15 protein-coding genes are annotated in these 17,560 nt (G+C 62.9%); 9 read left to right on the top strand and 6 right to left on the bottom strand.

Annotated elements, in window-relative coordinates:
- Position 1 precedes the first annotated feature (1 nt).
- From C513_RS13570 to C513_RS0109095, 6 genes are read right to left on the bottom strand one after another with little or no spacing between them, the layout of a single operon-like run.
- Positions 2-484, bottom strand: coding sequence for an AAA family ATPase (locus tag C513_RS13570; protein WP_051084430.1), 483 nt, complete (start codon positions 482-484; stop codon positions 2-4).
- Positions 485-531: 47 nt separating this feature from the next.
- Positions 532-771: a hypothetical protein gene (locus C513_RS0109115; protein ID WP_202626418.1), complete on the bottom strand. Its 240-nt coding sequence runs from the start codon at positions 769-771 to the stop codon at positions 532-534.
- Between the two features lie 26 nt (positions 772-797).
- Positions 798-1,013 (bottom strand): IS66 family transposase, encoded by a 216-nt coding sequence (locus tag C513_RS14305; RefSeq protein WP_003050067.1) that lies wholly within the window; start codon positions 1,011-1,013, stop codon positions 798-800.
- A gap of 46 nt (positions 1,014-1,059) precedes the next feature.
- Positions 1,060-3,000 (bottom strand): esterase/lipase family protein, encoded by a 1,941-nt coding sequence (locus C513_RS0109105; protein ID WP_018715741.1) that lies wholly within the window; start codon positions 2,998-3,000, stop codon positions 1,060-1,062.
- Positions 2,997-4,043: an Lnb N-terminal periplasmic domain-containing protein gene (locus C513_RS0109100; protein WP_033395007.1), complete on the bottom strand. Its 1,047-nt coding sequence runs from the start codon at positions 4,041-4,043 to the stop codon at positions 2,997-2,999. Before C513_RS0109100 ends, C513_RS0109105 begins: the two co-directional genes overlap by 4 nt.
- Positions 4,040-4,678, bottom strand: coding sequence for a TetR/AcrR family transcriptional regulator (locus C513_RS0109095; RefSeq protein WP_018715739.1), 639 nt, complete (start codon positions 4,676-4,678; stop codon positions 4,040-4,042). Before C513_RS0109095 ends, C513_RS0109100 begins: the two co-directional genes overlap by 4 nt.
- A 451-nt stretch (positions 4,679-5,129) precedes the next feature.
- Here C513_RS0109095 and C513_RS0109090 point away from each other — a divergent pair, with 451 nt between their 5' ends.
- From C513_RS0109090 to C513_RS0109050, 9 genes are all read left to right on the top strand, one after another.
- Complete coding sequence (locus tag C513_RS0109090) at positions 5,130-6,617, top strand: efflux transporter outer membrane subunit (RefSeq protein ID WP_003050056.1); 1,488 nt, start codon at positions 5,130-5,132, stop codon at positions 6,615-6,617.
- A 14-nt stretch (positions 6,618-6,631) separates the two neighbouring features.
- Positions 6,632-7,711, top strand: coding sequence for an HlyD family secretion protein (locus C513_RS0109085; RefSeq protein WP_018715737.1), 1,080 nt, complete (start codon positions 6,632-6,634; stop codon positions 7,709-7,711).
- Between the two features lie 3 nt (positions 7,712-7,714).
- A complete protein-coding gene (rbbA, locus tag C513_RS0109080) occupies positions 7,715-10,477 on the top strand; it encodes a ribosome-associated ATPase/putative transporter RbbA (protein ID WP_018715736.1) in 2,763 nt (920 codons plus the stop codon).
- A gap of 1 nt (position 10,478) precedes the next feature.
- The gene (locus tag C513_RS0109075; protein WP_018715735.1) at positions 10,479-11,609 is read left to right on the top strand and encodes an ABC transporter permease; all 1,131 of its coding nucleotides are present in this window, start codon (positions 10,479-10,481) and stop codon (positions 11,607-11,609) included.
- Positions 11,610-11,656: 47 nt separating this feature from the next.
- The gene (locus C513_RS0109070) at positions 11,657-12,118 is read left to right on the top strand and encodes a phasin family protein (RefSeq protein ID WP_018715734.1); all 462 of its coding nucleotides are present in this window, start codon (positions 11,657-11,659) and stop codon (positions 12,116-12,118) included.
- Positions 12,108-12,854: an acetoacetyl-CoA reductase gene (phbB, locus tag C513_RS0109065; protein ID WP_018715733.1), complete on the top strand. Its 747-nt coding sequence runs from the start codon at positions 12,108-12,110 to the stop codon at positions 12,852-12,854. Before C513_RS0109070 ends, phbB begins: the two co-directional genes overlap by 11 nt.
- Before the next feature lie 85 nt (positions 12,855-12,939).
- Complete coding sequence (locus C513_RS0109060; RefSeq protein WP_026320717.1) at positions 12,940-15,306, top strand: DUF3141 domain-containing protein; 2,367 nt, start codon at positions 12,940-12,942, stop codon at positions 15,304-15,306.
- Positions 15,303-16,724 (top strand): bifunctional enoyl-CoA hydratase/phosphate acetyltransferase, encoded by a 1,422-nt coding sequence (locus C513_RS0109055; RefSeq protein WP_018715731.1) that lies wholly within the window; start codon positions 15,303-15,305, stop codon positions 16,722-16,724. Before C513_RS0109060 ends, C513_RS0109055 begins: the two co-directional genes overlap by 4 nt.
- 43 nt (positions 16,725-16,767) lie before the next feature.
- Entirely contained in the window at positions 16,768-17,520 is a 753-nt protein-coding gene (locus tag C513_RS0109050; RefSeq protein WP_018715730.1) for an SDR family NAD(P)-dependent oxidoreductase, read from the top strand.
- Positions 17,521-17,560: the final 40 nt, after the last annotated feature.

The raw sequence follows: 17,560 nt of genomic DNA, 5'->3' as shown, positions 1-17,560 counted from the left end.
GTTAGCGGCTAGCCAAGGTGTCCAGCACAAAGTCAGCGCGTTGCGCCACTCTGATCTTGGGCAACCGCGATACCGCATAGCCCAGCGCTGGATAGGTGCGCTGAAGCCGCTCGAATTCAGCCCGCGCTTCATCCATGCTGTGACGGCGTTCTTCGTCCTGCACATAGATTTCAGGCCACGGCGTGGCCAGAAAGATGCGCGAGTGGTAGCGATGCGACTGGGCAATCGTGTCCAGAATAGTAGTGCCGTCCAGTGCCTGGGGTGCTGCCGCCGCGTCGATCAGGCCACGGTCGAAGAACACCCATTGCGTATTGCTGCGTGGCGCATTGGCATGGTTGTCTAGCGCAAGGTCGATGGCCCCGCGCAGGAAGGCCGTCATGTCGAGCCACGGCAGGGCCTGGCCGCCCGTGCGTGTTTGTTCCTGAACGATACGCCGTCCAGGCTCCTCAATTACGGCATCCCTGGATTTCCATTCAACCCCCACAAACGAGAACGACGATCAACTATCTCCTGAAAGGCCATCAGCATCCATCAAGGCCAGCATGCCAACAATGAGTGCGTGCATGCCCTGTTGAGTTCGGCCTCCATCTCGGCTTCCTCCGTCGCACGGTCTGCATCCACGACGGGTTCCCGTTCGGCGACCGAGTACACCGTGTCGGCCACGGCAAGGCAGTGGAACGCCACGGTGGTCAACAGCCAGCGCGCATGCTCCATCGATATGCCGTAGGCCTGAGCGATGTGGCGTTGGTGGCCGACGATCTTGTCGAGCATGGGCTGGGTCGCCGCCAGACGGCGGATCACGTTGGGTACGCCTTGCCGTCGCCAAGATGCTTGGGCTTGAGCATCGGCGTCTCGTGGGCGTGCAGCACCACGTGGCGACGCAGTTCGTCATCCAGCGCCTTTACCATCGGCTGCAGTTGCGCGCCGCACGCACCGACCCACTGTGCCAGCGTCGAGCGGGCAACAGTAAGTCTGATGCTCTTTGCGCATTCAGATGAATGCATTACGCCCATACGAAATCCGAAATCAGCTCGGCCGCGCACAGCAGATGGCAGTTGTCTATGGCTGTAAATGCGCTTCCCGCAGAGCCATGTCCTCTCTCAGAATACGCTGGATCTCCAGTATCGCGGCCGCGCTCTGTTGCACGCTGTGCCCCGAAATAATGACTTTCTCGGACTGTGCGCCGGGAAGATGTGCGCTGCGATAAGGCACAAGACCGTCATCGGAATCATCGAGGGCCACTTCGGAATTGGCTTGGGCCACGATCGAGTGATAGCGCACCTGGGATGAGATGGGAAAGCCCGCCGCCGTACGCACGAACGGATCGTTTTCGTCGAGATTGTTCACGCTATTGGGAATGGTTGCCAGGCTTTCACGGCTGCTGGCGGCCGCATTGGGTGCCAGTGTATGGGCGAGTTCTTCGAGCACCGTAATGGGAAAGCGGATAAATCCCGCCATCCAGCGCCCCAGGCGTCCACCCGCGACCGATGTGCCCCGATGAGGCGCCGCGATGAAGATGGCACTGCTGACATTCGGGAAGGGCTCGAAGCGCAACATGGGATCAATGCGCCTGATCTGCTGCGGCGTCAACCGACTGTGATCCGCAGCCAATTGCACCAGCGATTGATCGGTTGACGACACCATCAACCGCGCGATGACCCCGCCCATGCTATGCCCCACCAGCACGAGGTCGGACGACGCCGGCGCTTGGCCGGATGGGTCGAAATGCGTCAGCGTATCCCCGAGCGCCCTGCGAATCATGGCGTGGTTCAACGCGACTGGCATGTTGGTCGGGTAGTAGACCTGCCAGATCTGGTAATGCTGGCGCAGGGCCTCATCGCCCAGGATTTCGTTGGCGAGTTCCACCCAGGCTTCAGGGCTGCTGGCCAGTCCGTGCAGCATGACGATGATCCGCCTGTTCGGATCGTAGGGCTGCATCAAGTAGACGTGCGGGCGGTCGATGCCACCCTCGCGCCCGAGCAGGCTGCGCAGCGACTGGCGGTTGAAATTGGCACGGGCCAGCCATACGCCATAGCCGGCCGTGAAATTGGCCGCCAGCGGCACACGTTGGCCGCGCAGCATAATGGCCGATTCCACATAGGGGTCATGCACCGTCAGACGGGCTGTACGAGCATGCAGCACGCTGTCCAAGTTGTCTCCGTCGGGATGCAGCAGAACCGTCATGGACGGCGCGGGCATCTCGCTCCAGGGCAGCGGTTGCTGATCATGTTTTGCCGCTGGGCGACCACCCCGAGTTGGGGCGGCGCTCAGGGACTCGTCCGGAATGACCGCCACAAGCTCGGCGCCAAAGCCGTCGCGCCGGTAGAGGCTACGCAATCCACGGAAAGACAGGGACGAGGCTGGCAGGAGTTCGGCTGGCACCGCCGTACTGCCCGGTAAGCGCGCGCCGCGCATATCCAGCTTCAGTTCCCAGCCTGCAATGTTCCAACTGGTCTGGTCGGGCAACTGCGTCGGCATTTGTTGCCGAACTTCGAACATGCCGGTGGCCGCATGCTCGACGGCATAGTTATACCAATCCCGCACTTGGGTCTGGCGATCCTCGAAGGCCCGCTCTCCCGGAGTATGGTCACCAAGGAACAGATAAGCATAGGCATAGCGAATCGTCTCAAGCCAGGCGGCTTGCTGCGCTGAGCCGGGCTTCATGGCCTGAGCCTGCGCCAGCCATAGTTCGGACAGTGCAGCCAGGCGTCTATCCGTGGCGACCCCCGTCACGGTAGCCAAGGCCTCCGCGCACTCCGAGGAGATCGGCTTTGCGCATGCCTGCTCATCCAATGCCGCCACCCTGATGGTCTGGACAGTCGCATCGCTGAGCTTGCCACGTGTCAGGATGTCGCCGCGCTTGAGTTCGATGGCCTCCCTGGCAGGTAGCGTATGAACTTCAACCACTGGGCCGAACTCGCGCAGGATCGAGCAGCCCCCCAGCAGCAGCGGAGCAAGAGCGGCGCATGCAATGAGAAGGCAGGCCTGCGGGAACCTCATGGATTCACCTCGTTGGCAGGGATGCCTGGCACGCCTTGTCGAATCGACATCGAGAAGTCATCCTCTGACACATCGGAAGCAAGGGCACGTTCGTTGATATGCCCCAGTGCCTGCAATTCATCGTAACGATAGCCAGGCGTCAATCCATGCAGGTCGTAGACGTACCGCGCAAAATATCCAGACAGCAGCAGGCGATAGTCCATTGGCAATGCGGGCGCAATGACCCGGGCCAGCTCGAATACGATGGTCGTGCAGTTACTGGTTAACGTGTTGTAAAAGCGCGGTTTCTGCCGCAGTTCATTGGCCGCGTTCAGATACTCCAGAAACAACGCGCGGGCACTCGCCTGATTCATCTGCAAGCGATAGAGATAAACATCTTCGCCTCGCGCGTTGCTGCGCGTACGCACAATGTCTCGCTCATCGGCGGCTACCAGGATCTGCTCGAACTGACGGAAGAATCCTCCTACCGCCGAGAAGGACTCATGGCGTTCCTTGCGAATTTCCAGCGAGAACACCACGCGTTCACCGCCATCGAAGCCGAACGACACCAGGGTGTGGGCGATGTGCGGCCCCATCCAGTAGGAAAGCACCAAGTCGGCGCTGCGCAGACGATCCAGGTCGTATGTGCGGCTCTCCCACTGCGGGGTGTAGTCGGTTTCGCTGCGCCACTGGAAGTTGCGCACATTATTCAGGTGAACATGGTTGCCGTCGATCCTGGCCTCCAGCAACTGAGCGACATCGTCAGCCCATACACGCTGGTGTGACGGCTGCAGCGTCCCCCACCACATGAGCAGGGAGGCGGCTGCGATCACAAATGCGAATCCGGCGATGTTGCGATTGCGCCGCCCAAGCAAGCCCGCCCGCGACAAGACAACGGTCACACCCAATGTGGACCACATGGCAATGACAAACCATCGCACCACCGAAGGTCCCGGCATCTGATGCCACAGAGCCAGCGCACCCCACACAGTCAGCAGCAGTACCACAAAGCCGATCGCCAAGCCTGCAAGGGCGCGCAGGACTCTGTGCATCACTCCGCTCATTGAGGCTGCAAAAGCTCAAGCAACAGTTGCCGGTGCGCATCCCGTAACTGCACCAGCGAGATGGAAGGATTCCCCTTGGACAGCATCGAGGAACTCAGCCACAGCACTGCGGGCGCGAGCGCCAACGGGAAGAAGTGTTCGGTCAAGACGCCTGGGCGAATGACGCCTCGGCGTATGTTGCGGTGGATGATGGTCTGCGCCCGCTCTTTCAGCCCGAGCGCAACTTCGTTGTGCCAACGCTGCACCAGCTCTGGAGTTCGGGCGCTTTCGGCCAGAAGCAGCCGGTAGATCGACATCGTGGCAGGGGAGCTGAAGGTCGCGTACAGGCGATCCAGGTAGACATCTACCAGCTCTGGCAACGTCAGATCCTCATCCGGGAGCCAGCCCTGGAAATCACAAATCTGCTTCGTCGTACGTTCGAGCAAGGCGTGAAAAATTTCTTCCTTGCTTTTGAAGTGGGCATAGATGCCAGCCTTGGACAAGCCCGCGCATTCCGCCAGGCGCTCCATCGACACTGCGTTGTATGTCCGATCCGCGAATTCGACCAGGGCCGCGTCGAGTATTTCCTCTTTCCTGGCGGCAGAGGACAGGTAGCGGCGCTTGTTGTCTGGCGCGTCATCTTTATTGGGTGGCATTCAAAGGCTCTGTTCAAAGATCTGAGGGGTGTTCCCATGGGCCTGTCACCGGCTCTACCAAGAATCAGGGCCTTCCTTGAACCCAAGCCGGCAGCTCGAATTGACCTGCGTCAATGACCGACGAGCCCGCTGATTGCGGTTCTTGGATTGCAACGTATAATTGAAAACAACCGTCCAGTCGTTTGTTTTCAGATTTCACAATGCAGATCAACACAGGGCGCGAGTGAACCCGGCACATCGGGTTACGACACAGGAAGAGCGCCCTATCAACCAGCCGGGGAACACGGGGATGCACATATCAACAAGGAGATGAAGTGGGCTTGACAGCACTTGCAAGCAAGAAAGTAGGGCTTGCGGACACCAGCCACGAACCCCGCATTGCGCGGGTGGCAGCCATTCCCTCCTCTGCGACCAGACCCTCTTCAGCCCGATACCTGTACGGAACGTGACCATGCTCCCAACTTCCCCGTTGTTTCCTGCGTTCAGATTGCGCGCTGCCTCGTTGGCCCTGAGCGCCGTCGTCTTGACCGGCTGCATGTCGCTCGCTCCGGCGCCAGACACCCCGCCATTGCCCGTGCCCGAAGCCTGGCCCGCGCATCTTGGATCAGGCACCGACGGCGCCCACGCGGGAGAGCTTGCCTGGCAGGCGTACTTCACCGACCCCCTGCTGCAACGCCTCATCGAGACTGCGCTGGAAAACAACCGCGACCTGCGCGTGGCCGCGCTGCGCGTCGAGGAAGCCAGCGCCACATTCCGCATTCAGCGCTCGGATCGTTTTCCTGCCATGGGCGTGGGCGCCCAAGGTGGACGCGCGCGGGTCCCTGGCGACCTGAACATGTCGGGCCGATCGCAGGTGGGCGGCGAGTACCGGGCCGAGGTGGGTTTGACCACCTGGGAACTGGATCTGTGGGGTCGGATCCGCAACCTGGAAGACGCCGCCCTGCAAACTTGGCTGGCTTCCGACGCGGCTCGCCAGGCCGTCCATTTGGCGCTGATCGCCCAGGTGGCAGACGGCTATCTTGGCCTGCGCGAGATCGACGAACGCGTGGCGATCGCACGGCAAACCGTGACCACCCGCGAGGAGTCCTATCGCATTTTCCGGCGCCGCGTCGAAGTCGGCTCGACCTCGAAGCTGGATCTCACACAGGTCCAGACCCTGCTGAACCAAGCTCAGGCGCTGCTGACGCAGCTTGAGCAGGCTCGCACCACGCAACTGCACGCCCTGGCACTGCTGGTAGGCGCTGATCCCGGCCCGCTGCCCGCCAAGGCACCCTTCGATGAAACGACGGTTCTGGCTGAGCTGCGGGCCGGTCTGCCTTCGGAGCTGCTGGTCAGTCGCCCGGACATCATTTCCGCCGAACACCAATTGCGTGCCAGCAATGCCCACATCGGCGCGGCCCGCGCGGCGTTTTTGCCGCGCATTGCGCTGACCGGCAGCTTCGGCACGGCCAGCTCCGACTTGAATGGCTTGTTCGATTCCGGCAGTCGTGCCTGGACCTTCATGCCCACCCTGTCGCTGCCCATCTTCGATGGCGGGCGCCGCCGCGCCAATCTGGAGCTGAGCGAAGTGCGCCGCGACATCGCCGTCGCCGGATACGAAAAAACCATTCAAACGGCCTTCCGCGAGGTGGCCGATGCGCTGAGCGCAAAGCACTGGCTGGCTGAGCAGTTGACGATCCAGAGAGCCAACCTGGAAGCGCAAAGCGAACGCGCACGCCTGGCCAAGTTGCGCTACGACAACGGCTCGGCCGCCTTCTTGGAAGTGCTGGATGCCCAACGCGATCTGCTGGGAGCCCAGCAACAACTGGTACAGGCGCGCCGCGCGCTGCTGTCCAGCCAGGTGGCGCTGTATGCCGCGCTCGGCGGCGGCACCCTCGCCGCAGCCGGCGAGGCACAGGGTGCGGCCTCGACTCCCGCTTCCACCCCATCAACCCGTTAAGGCACGCCGAACCCATGACTGTCTCCCCCTCTCTCAAGAAAAAACTCCTGGTCGCTTTCGCTGCAGCGGTTGTTGCCGCGCTGGCCTGGTGGAGCTGGACGAGGTTTACCGACAGCGGCCCGGGCGAAGGATTCGTCAACGGCAATGGCCGCATCGAAGCCACCGAGATCGACGTGGCCACCAAACTTCCCGGCCGCATCGAAGACATCCTGGTGCGTGAAGGCGATTTCGTCACAGCCGGCCAGCCACTGGCCAAGATGCGGCTGGAAACGCTGGAAGCGCAGCGCGACGAGGCCCTGGCCATGCGTCAGCAGGCTGAGCATTCGGTGACCGCGGCGCAGGCACAGGTGGCGCTGCGTGAAGCCGACGTGACTGCCGCCTTGGCTCTGGTTGGTCAGCGCGAGTCGGAACTGGACGCCGCGCAACGGCGCCTGACACGCTCCAGCACGCTGTCGAGTGAGGGAGCCGCCTCGATCCAGGAACTGGACGATGACCGGGCGCGCGTACGGGGCGCCCAGGCGACCCTCGCGGCCAGCAAGGCACAGGCCGCCGCTGCCCGCGCCGCGGTCGAAGCCGCCAGGGCGCAGCTTGTCGGCGCGCAGTCCAGCGTGTCCGCCGCTACGGCCAGTATCAGCCGCATCGAAGCCGACATCCGCGACAGCGAACTGCGGTCTCCGCGCGACGGACGGGTTCAGGTGCGTGTCGCGCAACCCGGCGAGGTGCTTGGAGCGGGCGGACGTGTCTTGAACCTCCTTGATCTGTCGGACGTGTACATCACCTTCTTCCTGCCCGAAACCGTGGCCGGCCGCGTTGCGCTGGGTTCGGAGGTTCGCATCATTCTGGATGCCGCGCCCGAGTATGTGATTCCAGCCACCGTTTCCTTCGTCGCCAGCGCAGCGCAGTTCACCCCCAAGACGGTGGAAACCGCCAGTGAGCGACAAAAGCTGATGTTTCGCGTGCGCGCACAGATCTCGCAGGAGCTGCTGCGTAAGCACCTGAACCAGGTCAAGACCGGTCTGCCCGGCGTAGCCTGGGTCAAGCTCGACGCCAAGGCCGAGTGGCCTCAGAACCTCTCCGTTCGTGTGCCGGAGTAAGGTATGAGCCACAGCGCGCAGCTCGCGACCGTTGCAAGTGTCCGCCAGGTAAGACTGCGCTACCGCGACGTCATTGCCTTGGATGGCATTGACCTGGACATCCCCGCTGGACGGATGGTCGGTCTGATCGGCCCCGACGGCGTGGGTAAGTCCAGCCTGCTCTCGTTGCTGGCCGGTGTGCGCATCATCCAGGAAGGCACGGTCGAGGTGCTCGGTGGCGACATGGCCAGCAAGGCCCACCGCAAGCTGGTGTGCCCGCGCATCGCCTACATGCCGCAGGGGTTGGGCAAGAACCTGTATCCGACGCTCTCGGTCGAGGAGAATCTGCAATTCTTCGCGCGGCTGTTCGGCCATGACGCGCCCGAGCGCCGCCAGCGCATCGATGAGCTGACCCAGGCCACGGGCCTGTTCAAATTCCTAGCACGTCCGGCAGGCAAGCTCTCCGGGGGCATGAAGCAGAAGCTGGGCTTGTGCTGCGCGCTGATTCACGACCCGGATTTCCTGATTCTCGATGAACCGACGACCGGCGTGGATCCGCTGGCGCGCGCACAGTTCTGGGATCTGATCGAACGCATCCGCGCCGACCGCCCCGGCATGAGCGTGATCGTGGCTACCGCCTACATGGATGAGGCACAGCGCTTCGACTGGCTCGCCGCCATCGACGACGGCAAGGTCCTCGCCACCGGTACGCCGAAGGAATTGCTGGAGACAACAAACAGCCCGAACCTGGAAGAGGCATTCATCCGCCTGCTCCCGGAAGAGAAAAAGCGCGGACACCAAGCGGTTGTCATTCCGCCTCTGCCTGAGGACGGCGCGGACGATATCGCCATCGAAGCCGAGGGGCTGACCATGCGCTTTGGCGACTTCGTCGCCGTCGACAGCGTGTCCTTCCGCATCCGGCGCGGTGAAATCTTCGGCTTCCTCGGCTCCAACGGCTGCGGCAAGTCCACGACGATGAAGATGCTTACCGGCCTGTTGCCGGCGAGCGAGGGTCGGGCCTGGCTGTTCGGCCATGAAGTGAACCCGCATGATCTGGACACCCGCCGCCGCGTCGGCTACATGTCGCAGGCATTCTCGCTCTACAGCGAAATCACGGTACGCCAGAACCTGGAGTTGCACGCCAAGCTCTTCAGCGTGCCCCCGAAGGACATTCCGGGCCGCGTCGAAGAGATGGTGGAGCGCTTCGGCCTGGTGGACGTCATCGACAGCTTGCCGGCCAGCCTGCCTCTGGGCATACGCCAGCGCCTGTCGCTGGCAGTCGCCATGGTGCACAAGCCCGAACTGTTGATTCTGGACGAGCCGACCTCCGGGGTCGATCCAGTAGCGCGCGATGCATTCTGGCGGCTGCTCATCGAGCTGTCACGTCGCGACCGGGTGACGGTCTTCATTTCCACCCACTTCATGAACGAGGCCGAACGCTGCGACCGCATGTCAATGATGCATGCGGGCAAGGTGCTCGACAGCGACGTGCCCGCCAAGCTGGTCGAGAAGCGCGGCGCTAAAACCCTCGAAGAGGCCTTCATCGGCTACCTCATCGAGGCGGAGGGCGGCACGGTCGCTCCCGCCGGCCCCACCGAGGCCGCCAATACGGCGATTCAGACGCCAGCGACACACACTGAGCACATCGGGCACAACGCTGAAGGCTTCAGCCTGCGCCGCATGCTCAGCTATCTGTGGCGCGAAGCACTGGAACTGCAGCGCGATCCGGTGCGCGCCACCCTGGCGCTGGGCGGTTCGCTGCTCCTGATGTTCGCGATCGGCTTCGGCATCACCTTGGACGTCGAGGACCTGAGCTATGCGGTGCTCGATCGCGACCAAACCACGCTCAGCCAAAGCTACACGCTGAACCTGGCCGGCTCGCGCTACTTCACAGAGCACCCGCCTATCGTCGATTACGAGGATCTCGACCGGCGCATGCGCAGCGGCGAACTGTCATTGGCCATCGAAATCCCCGCTGGCTTTGCCCGCGATGTGTTGCGGGGCCAGAACGTGCAGATCGGTGCGTGGCTCGACGGCGCCATGCCGCAGCGCGCCGAAACCGTGCAGGGCTACGTTCAGGGCATGCACCAGCACTGGCTGCTGGTACAGGCCAGCGAGCGCGGCGGCGCCAGCGCAGCAGGCAATGCGAGCGTCGAGACGCGCTTTCGCTACAACCCCGATGTCAAGAGTCTGCCAGCCATGGTGCCGGCGGTGATCCCTCTGCTGCTGCTCATGCTGCCGGCCATGCTGACTGCGCTGGCGGTGGTGCGCGAGAAAGAGACGGGATCGATCACCAATCTCTACGTGACGCCGGTCACGCGCATCGAGTTCCTGCTTGGCAAGCAGTTGCCCTATGTCGGCCTGGCCATGGTGAACTTCCTGCTGATGAGCCTGCTCGCAGTGACCATCTTCGGTGTGCCGGTCAAGGGCAGCTTCTTCACCCTGTCGCTGGCCGCGCTGATCTTCTCCTTCGCCGCGACAGGCATGGGGCTGCTCGCCTCGGCCGTCACGCGCAGCCAGATCGCGGCCATGTTCTTCGCCATGATCGGCACCCTGATTCCGGCCACCCAGTTCGCCGGCCTGATCGATCCCGTGTCCTCGCTTGAAGGCTCCAGCAAGTTCATCGGCGAGATCTACCCCGCCACGCACATGATCTCCATCAGCCGTGGCGTGTTCAACAAATCACTCGGCCTGGCCGACCTGACGGGGCCGCTGTGGTCGATGCTTTTGTCGGTTCCGGTGATTCTCGGCGCGGCCGTTTTGCTACTCAAGAAGCAGGAGCGTTGAGATGCGCAGAAGAAACCTGGCCAACATCTACGACCTTGGTGTCAAGGAGCTGTGGAGCCTTTGGCGTGATCCGATGATGCTTGTGCTCATCGTCTACGTGTTCACCGCGTCGGTCTACACCAAGGCCACGTCCATGCCGGAGACGCTGCACAACGCGCCCATCGCCATCGTCGACGAGGATAATTCGGCGCTGTCCCAGCGGGTTGCCTCGGCCTTCTACCCCCCGCAGTTCACGCCACCGGCCATGATCGACTATGGGGACGTGGACCCGGGCATGGACGCGGGGCTGTACACCTTCGCTCTGGTCATTCCGCCCAACTTCCAGCGCGACGTGCTGGCGGGGCGATCGCCTGCCGTGCAGCTCAATGTCGACGCCACCCGCATGAGCCAGGCCTTCACCGGCAGTGGCTATATCCAGCAGATCTTCACCGGTGAAGTCAACGAGTTCGTCAAACGTTATCGCGGCGCCACCGTGCCACCTGTGGATCTGGCCTTGCGCGCACGCTTCAACCCCGCCCTCGACAAGGCTTGGTTCGGCTCGGTGGTGCAGATCATCAACCACATCACGCTGCTGTCCATCATCCTGACCGGCGCAGCACTGATCCGCGAGCGCGAGCACGGCACCATCGAACACCTGCTGGTGATGCCCGTGACTCCCGCCCAGATCATGCTCTCCAAGGTCTGGTCGATGGCCCTGGTCGTGCTGATCGCCTCCTTCCTGTCGCTCACCCTCATGGTGCGCGGCGTCCTGGGCGTGCCCATCGAGGGCTCCATCGCGCTGTTCTTCGCCGGTGCAGCGCTCAGTCTGTTCGCCACTACGTCGATGGGCATCTTCATCGCCACGCTGGCGCGCAACATGCCGCAGTTTGGCATGTTGATGATGCTCACCATCATGCCGCTGCAGATGCTCTCGGGTGGCACCACGCCGCGCGAAAGCATGCCCGAGATCGTGCAGAACATCATGCTGATCGCGCCCACCACCCATTTCGTGGAATTGAGCCAGGCCATTCTCTACCGGGGTGCGGGGCTGGAGACGGTGTGGCAGCCCTTTCTGGCGCTGGCCTTGATCGGCACGGTGCTGTTTTCCCTGTCGTTGGCGCGTTTTCGCAAAACCATCGGCCAGATGGCCTGATCGGTTCACCGCCCACTTGGGCATTTCAACCAGTAAGGAGCTTGACCATGAGCAACGAAACTATCCCCCTGAACCTGTTCAAGGCGAACGTGGAACTGCAACTGCGCCTGCAGCGCCTGATGCAGGAAAACGGCCAGCAATGGCTGGAGAACGCCACGCGCGCGGGCAGCGAGAGCATTGCCGAGTCCGGCGCCGAAATCGAAAGCCTGCTCAAGGCCCAGAATTGGCAGGAACTGGCCACGCTGCCCGCACAAGCCTTCTGGCGTCAGTTTCAGCACCAGATGGGTGGCGCGCAGGCACTAACGCAAGTCGCCATCAAGAATCAGACCACCTTCACTCAAGGCCTGCAGCAAGCCATTCAGGACTGGCAGAAATCGGTCACGCAGGCCGTAGGCCAGGCAGATGCGATATTGCCGTTCCAGGATATTTTCAAGCAATGGGGAGCGGTGTGGGCCAAGGCACAGGACAAGGACGCACCAGCCAAGACAGGTGGTCGCAATGCCGGCTGAGCAACGCACTGCACTGGTCACCGGCGGCAGCGGCGGCCTGGGCGAAGCCATCGCCCGGGCCTTGCACGATGCGGGCCATACCGTGCTCATCGTCCATTCGCCGGGCAATGCCAGCATTGGCGCGTGGCTGAAAACCCAGGCCGGCGAAGGTTACACCTTCGCCGCCTACGGCGCGGATGTCGCCGACCATGGCTCCTGCCTGGAGCTGGCCGACCGCATCCAGGCAGACGGTCACCGCGTCGACATCCTGGTCAATAACGCCGGCATCACGCGTGATGCCACGTTCCGCAAGCTGAGCTACGCCGATTGGGATGCCGTCCTGCGAGTCAATCTCGACTCCGTTTTCAACGTAACCCGGCCATTCATCGACGGCATGCTCGAAAGAGGCTGGGGCAGGATCATCAACATCTCTTCCATCAACGGCTCGAAAGGGCAGTTCGGCCAGACCAACTATTCCGCCGCAAAAGCCGGCATGCACGGCTTCACCAAAGCCCTCGCGCAGGAGGTGGCGCGCAAGGGCGTGACGGTCAACACCGTCTCGCCGGGGTATCTGGATACGAAGATGGTGACGAGCATGCCCGAAGACGTGGTCCAGCAGGTGGTTGCCGGTATCCCCGTGGGCCGCCTGGGACAACCTCGGGAAATCGCCGCACTGGTTGCATTCATCGCCAGTGAGTCTGCGGGGTTCATGACCGGCAGCAACGTGTCGATGAATGGTGGCCAGCACATGTACTGAGTGAGGAAGGGCCGGCAAGACGATGTGCCTGCGGCCCCTTTTCATTCAATTTTTCAGTTTCATCATAGAAGGAGTGCCCATCGCCATGAATCGAGACACCACGACATCACCAGCGGCCGATTGGGGGCAGTTGCTGTGGGACCCGTTGCGACTATCGGCGATGGCAAACGAGTATGCAGTGGATGCCTGGCAGCGGTCCATTCTGTATGCCGACGTTCGCCGCCAACGCGGCAACCAGTACCAGGAGCATTTGCAGGAGCAGACGCCGAACGTACTCGACTTCGCCTCTGAGGTCATCATGTCCGGGCTGGACCTTCCGCAGCCGGTCAACTATGGCCTCGTACGTATCCTGCCGCCAGCCGACACGCCGAGCGATCCCCACAAGCGACCGTTCGTGGTGGTCGATCCACGAGCGGGCCACGGCCCAGGCATCGGCGGCTTCAAACCCGATAGCGAGGTCGGCGCGGCCCTCAAGGCTGGCCATCCCTGCTACTTCGTAGGCTTTCTGCCCGATCCCGTTCCCGGCCAGACCGTCGAAGACGTCATGCGCGCCGAAGCGGCCTTCGTGCGCAAGGTCGGCGAGCTGCACCCCGACAGCCGCGGCAAGCCTGCGGTCATCGGCAATTGCCAGGCAGGCTGGCAGATCCTGATGGCAGCCGCCGTCTGGCCCGAACTGTTCGGACCGATCATCGTGGCCGGTGCGCCGCTGTCGTACTGGGCGGGCGACATGCCGATGCGCTACGCGGGCGGTCTGACCGGCGGTAGCTGGTTGACGGCATTGACCAGCGACCTAGGAGCTGGTCGGTTCGATGGTGCCTGGCTGGTTCAGAACTTCGAAAACCTGGACCCGGCCAATACGCTTTGGACCAAACAGTACAACCTGTACGCCAAGGTCGACACGGAAGGCCCGCGCCACCTGCAGTTCGAGAAGTACTGGGGCGGCCACGTCTTCCTGAACGACGTGGAGATGCAGTACATCGTCGATAACCTGTTCATCGGCAACAAGCTGAGCACCGCCCAACTGATGACATCCGATGGCGTGCGCATTGACCTGCGCAATATTCGCTCGCCGATCGTGGTGTTCTGCTCCTATGGGGACAACATCACTCCACCGCCCCAGGCCCTGGGCTGGATCACCGACCTGTACCGCAACGACCTGGATGTGGTGGGACATGACCAGACCATCGTCTACGCCACCCATGACAGCATCGGGCATCTGGGCATCTTCGTCTCCGGGAGCGTCGGGCGCAAAGAGCACCGGGAGTTCGCAGCCAACATCGACATCATCGACGTGCTGCCAGCCGGCATCCACCACATGCAGATCGACGAGCATCACGACGACGCCCAGGAAGGCGAACCAGCCAGTGACGCCTACCTGACCCGGATTCGCCGCAGCAACATCGATGAAATCCGTGAGATCGTTCGCCCCGATCCCGAGAGCGATCGCCGTTTTGCCGCCGCTGCGCGGATCTCCGAGATCAACTTGGCCTGCTACCGCAGCTTCGTGCAGCCGTGGGTACGCGCCTGGGTCACGACCGAGGGCGCACGGTCGCTGGAGCCCCTGCATCCCCTGCGCATCGGCTACGAACTGTGGTCCGACCGCCAGCCGCTGGCAGCCGCCGTGCAGAAGGCTGCGCATCATGTGCGCGCGCACCGCCAACCCGTCACCGAGGCCAATCCTTTCCTGCAACTGCAGACACAGTTTTCCACCGCCGTCGAACAGATGCTGGATCAATTCCGCGATTGCCGCGACCGGACCTATGCGCAAGCCTTTGACACGCTGTACAGCCTGCCGCTGGTGCAGGCCATGACAGGGCAGAGCCTGCACGATGAGGCACCGCCGCGGGCCCATCCCAGCGAGACGCCCGAGCACCGCCAGTATCTGGTGCAAGAATTGACCCACCTCGAAGGAGACGTTCACAGCGGTGGGCTGGTGGAAGCAGCCATCCGGGCACTGTTCTTCGTCCTGGCCGCGCGTGGCGAGGCCGACGCGCGGCATTTTCGCCACGCAGAAGAGCTGGTGCGCCCCCAACTGGGCGACGACTTCGACATGCAGGCCTTCCGCCACCTCGTGCGTCGCCAGGCTTTGCTCATGAGGTTCGACGAGGACGCCGTGATGTCCGCCATTCCCGGGCTGCTGAGCAACATAGCGCCAGATGACATCCGACAGGTCGCGGGGATGATCACGCAAGTGATCGGTAGCGGCGATGCGCTGTCCGCACCAGAGCAAGCCAGGTTGAAGCAGGTGTCTACCCTGTTCGAGCAGGCGATCCGTCAGGTGCAGGCGGCTTCGGCGCCCGCTATGCCCTCTGCCAATGACCCACGCTCTACGGTGGCGGACACGAGACCAAAGACTGCCTCGCCAAAGCCGAAGGCGCCTCAAAAGACAACGGTATCCAAGACACCCGTCGCGCCGCAGATAAGACAAACACGGCGAGGAAAAAGCAAATGACGACTTCGCCCAAACCGGTCGATGCCACTGCCGATGCATGGCATGTCCTGCGCAACCGAACCTTCGACGAGATCGCCATCGGCGACAGCGCCAGCCTCGAACGCGCGTTTTCGTCGCAAGACATCCACATGTTCGCGCTGCAATCGGGCGATGTGGATCCAGAACCTGCTGTGTCCTCAAGCGCTCGGGGCACCACGGAGGCCATTTGTGCAAACGCCCTGATCTCGGCTGTGCTGAGCACACGCCTGCCGGGGCCTGGAACCCGCTATGTCAACCAGAATCTGTGCTTCCTCGGGGCCGTTCGACCCGGCGACAGGCTGACCGTGCGGATGCAGGTGACCAGCAAGGACACGGCCAACCACCATGTCACGCTGGCCTGCACCTGCACCAACCAGGAGGGGGTAGCGGTTTTCCAAGGCCAGGTAGAGGTCGTGGCGCCCACCGAACGCTTGGAACGAACGCGCACCGTGTTGCCGGAAATCCACCCGAATGCGCAGGGCCGCACAGGCCTGCAAAGCCTGCTGGCGCATGTCGCGCACTTGCAACCGATTCGTGTGGCTGTCGTCCACCCCTGCGATTCTCCCAGCCTGTCCGCTGCGCTCGAAGCACGCCATGCGGGACTGATCGAACCGGTGCTGGTCGGGCCACAGGCGCGGCTGGAGGCAGTCGCCGCGGAGGCCGGGCTGGATCTGGCCGACGTCGCCATTGTGGACGCACCCCACAGCCACGCCGCCGCGCAGCAAGCCGTCGCCCTGGCGGCCACAGGTGAAGTCGAAGCCCTGATGAAAGGGAGCCTGCATACCGACGAGCTGATGTCCGCGCTGGTTTCGACTGCGGCAGGGTTGCGCACCAAGCGTCGGGTCAGCCATTGCTTTTTGCTACAGACACCGGCCTATCCGCGCCCGTTCATCGTCACCGATGCGGCGATCAATATCGCCCCGACTCTGGAACAGAAGGCGGACATCATCCGCAACGCCATCGAGCTGGCGCAGGTAATCGGCGTGCGCGAACCCAAGGTCGCGATCCTGGCCGCGGTCGAGACGGTGAGCCCGACGATGACGGCCACGCTGGACGCGGCGGCGCTGTGCAAGATGGCTGATCGCGGCCAGATCACTGGCGGCCTGCTCGACGGGCCGCTCGCCTTCGACAACGCGGTCTCCATCGCCGCTGCGCGTACCAAGGGGATCGTCTCCGAGGTTGCCGGGCAGGCTGACATCCTCGCCGTGCCTGACCTGGAGAGCGGCAACATGCTTGCCAAGCAGTTGATCTTCCTGGGCGGAGCAGCCAGCGCCGGGATCGTCCTTGGAGCCAAGGTGCCGGTCATTCTGACCAGCCGTGCCGACTCGCGCGATACGCGCATCGCCTCATGCGCGATTGCACTGATGCTGGCCCATCACTATCGGCTGTCGCCCCCTTGAGCGGACTTGTTAGCAACTTAACCACCCCTTTGGAGAAAACACCATGCAGTATTCATTCTCTGGCCGCGTAGCCCTGGTCACCGGTGCAGGATCCGGCATTGGCGAGAGCATCGCCCGGCTTCTTGCGAGCAACGGTCTGAATGTCGTGGTCTCGGACGTCAGCGCCGACAATGCGCAGCGCGTCACCAGTCTCATCAACGCCGAGGGCGGCCACGCCGTGGCCAATGTGGCCGACGTGGCACGCATCGATGAGGTCCAGGCTGCCGTGGCCTGCGCGGTCGATGCGTTTGGCGACCTTCATTTTGCCGTCAATAACGCCGGTATCAGTGGCGACCAGAGTCCTGTGGGGGAACTGGACCCTGCCGCCTGGAGCCGGGTGATCGATGTCAACCTGAACGGCGTGTTCTATGGCCTGCGCCATCAGATTCCCGCCATCCTGCGCTCTGGAGGCGGCGCCATCGTCAACGTCTCCTCCATCCTCGGAGTGGTGGGCGACGCAGCGAACCCCGCGTACGTCGCAGCCAAGCATGCTGTTACCGGGCTGACCCGGTCGGCAGCGCTGGCCTATGCCCCCAAGGGAATCCGGATCAATTCGATCCATCCCGGTTACGTACGTACGCCCATCCTGGATTTCCTGGATGAATCGGCCCTCCAAGAGGCCGTTGGCCTGCATCCGATCGGTCGCCTGGGTACACCGGACGAAATCGCCCATGCCGTGGCGTTTTTGCTATCGGAAGGAAGCAGCTTCCTTGCTGGCACCCAGCTCATCGCCGATGGCGGCTACACAGCGCGCTAAGTCTGAAGACGATGAGACCGCAGACAACCGCGCACACCTT

Source organism: Allobrachymonas chironomi DSM 19884, from assembly GCF_000374625.1.
GTDB classification, from domain to species: Bacteria; Pseudomonadota; Gammaproteobacteria; order Burkholderiales; family Burkholderiaceae_C; genus Brachymonas; species Brachymonas chironomi.
Note: the sequence above shows the minus strand (reverse complement) of the source record. Positions and strands in the feature narration are given on the sequence as shown.

Coding starts and splice junctions, on each gene's coding strand:
- C513_RS0109100 (WP_033395007.1), bottom strand. CDS start 4,043: ATGAGCGGAGTGATGCACAGAGTCCTGCGCGCCCTTGCAGGCTTGGCG.
- rbbA (WP_018715736.1), top strand. CDS start 7,715: ATGAGCCACAGCGCGCAGCTCGCGACCGTTGCAAGTGTCCGCCAGGTA.
- C513_RS14305 (WP_003050067.1), bottom strand. CDS start 1,013: ATGGGCGTAATGCATTCATCTGAATGCGCAAAGAGCATCAGACTTACT.
- C513_RS0109090 (WP_003050056.1), top strand. CDS start 5,130: ATGCTCCCAACTTCCCCGTTGTTTCCTGCGTTCAGATTGCGCGCTGCC.
- C513_RS0109105 (WP_018715741.1), bottom strand. CDS start 3,000: ATGAGGTTCCCGCAGGCCTGCCTTCTCATTGCATGCGCCGCTCTTGCT.
- C513_RS0109115 (WP_202626418.1), bottom strand. CDS start 771: ATGCTCGACAAGATCGTCGGCCACCAACGCCACATCGCTCAGGCCTAC.
- C513_RS0109070 (WP_018715734.1), top strand. CDS start 11,657: ATGAGCAACGAAACTATCCCCCTGAACCTGTTCAAGGCGAACGTGGAA.
- C513_RS0109050 (WP_018715730.1), top strand. CDS start 16,768: ATGCAGTATTCATTCTCTGGCCGCGTAGCCCTGGTCACCGGTGCAGGA.
- C513_RS0109060 (WP_026320717.1), top strand. CDS start 12,940: ATGAATCGAGACACCACGACATCACCAGCGGCCGATTGGGGGCAGTTG.
- C513_RS0109085 (WP_018715737.1), top strand. CDS start 6,632: ATGACTGTCTCCCCCTCTCTCAAGAAAAAACTCCTGGTCGCTTTCGCT.
- C513_RS0109075 (WP_018715735.1), top strand. CDS start 10,479: ATGCGCAGAAGAAACCTGGCCAACATCTACGACCTTGGTGTCAAGGAG.
- phbB (WP_018715733.1), top strand. CDS start 12,108: ATGCCGGCTGAGCAACGCACTGCACTGGTCACCGGCGGCAGCGGCGGC.
- C513_RS0109055 (WP_018715731.1), top strand. CDS start 15,303: ATGACGACTTCGCCCAAACCGGTCGATGCCACTGCCGATGCATGGCAT.
- C513_RS0109095 (WP_018715739.1), bottom strand. CDS start 4,678: ATGCCACCCAATAAAGATGACGCGCCAGACAACAAGCGCCGCTACCTG.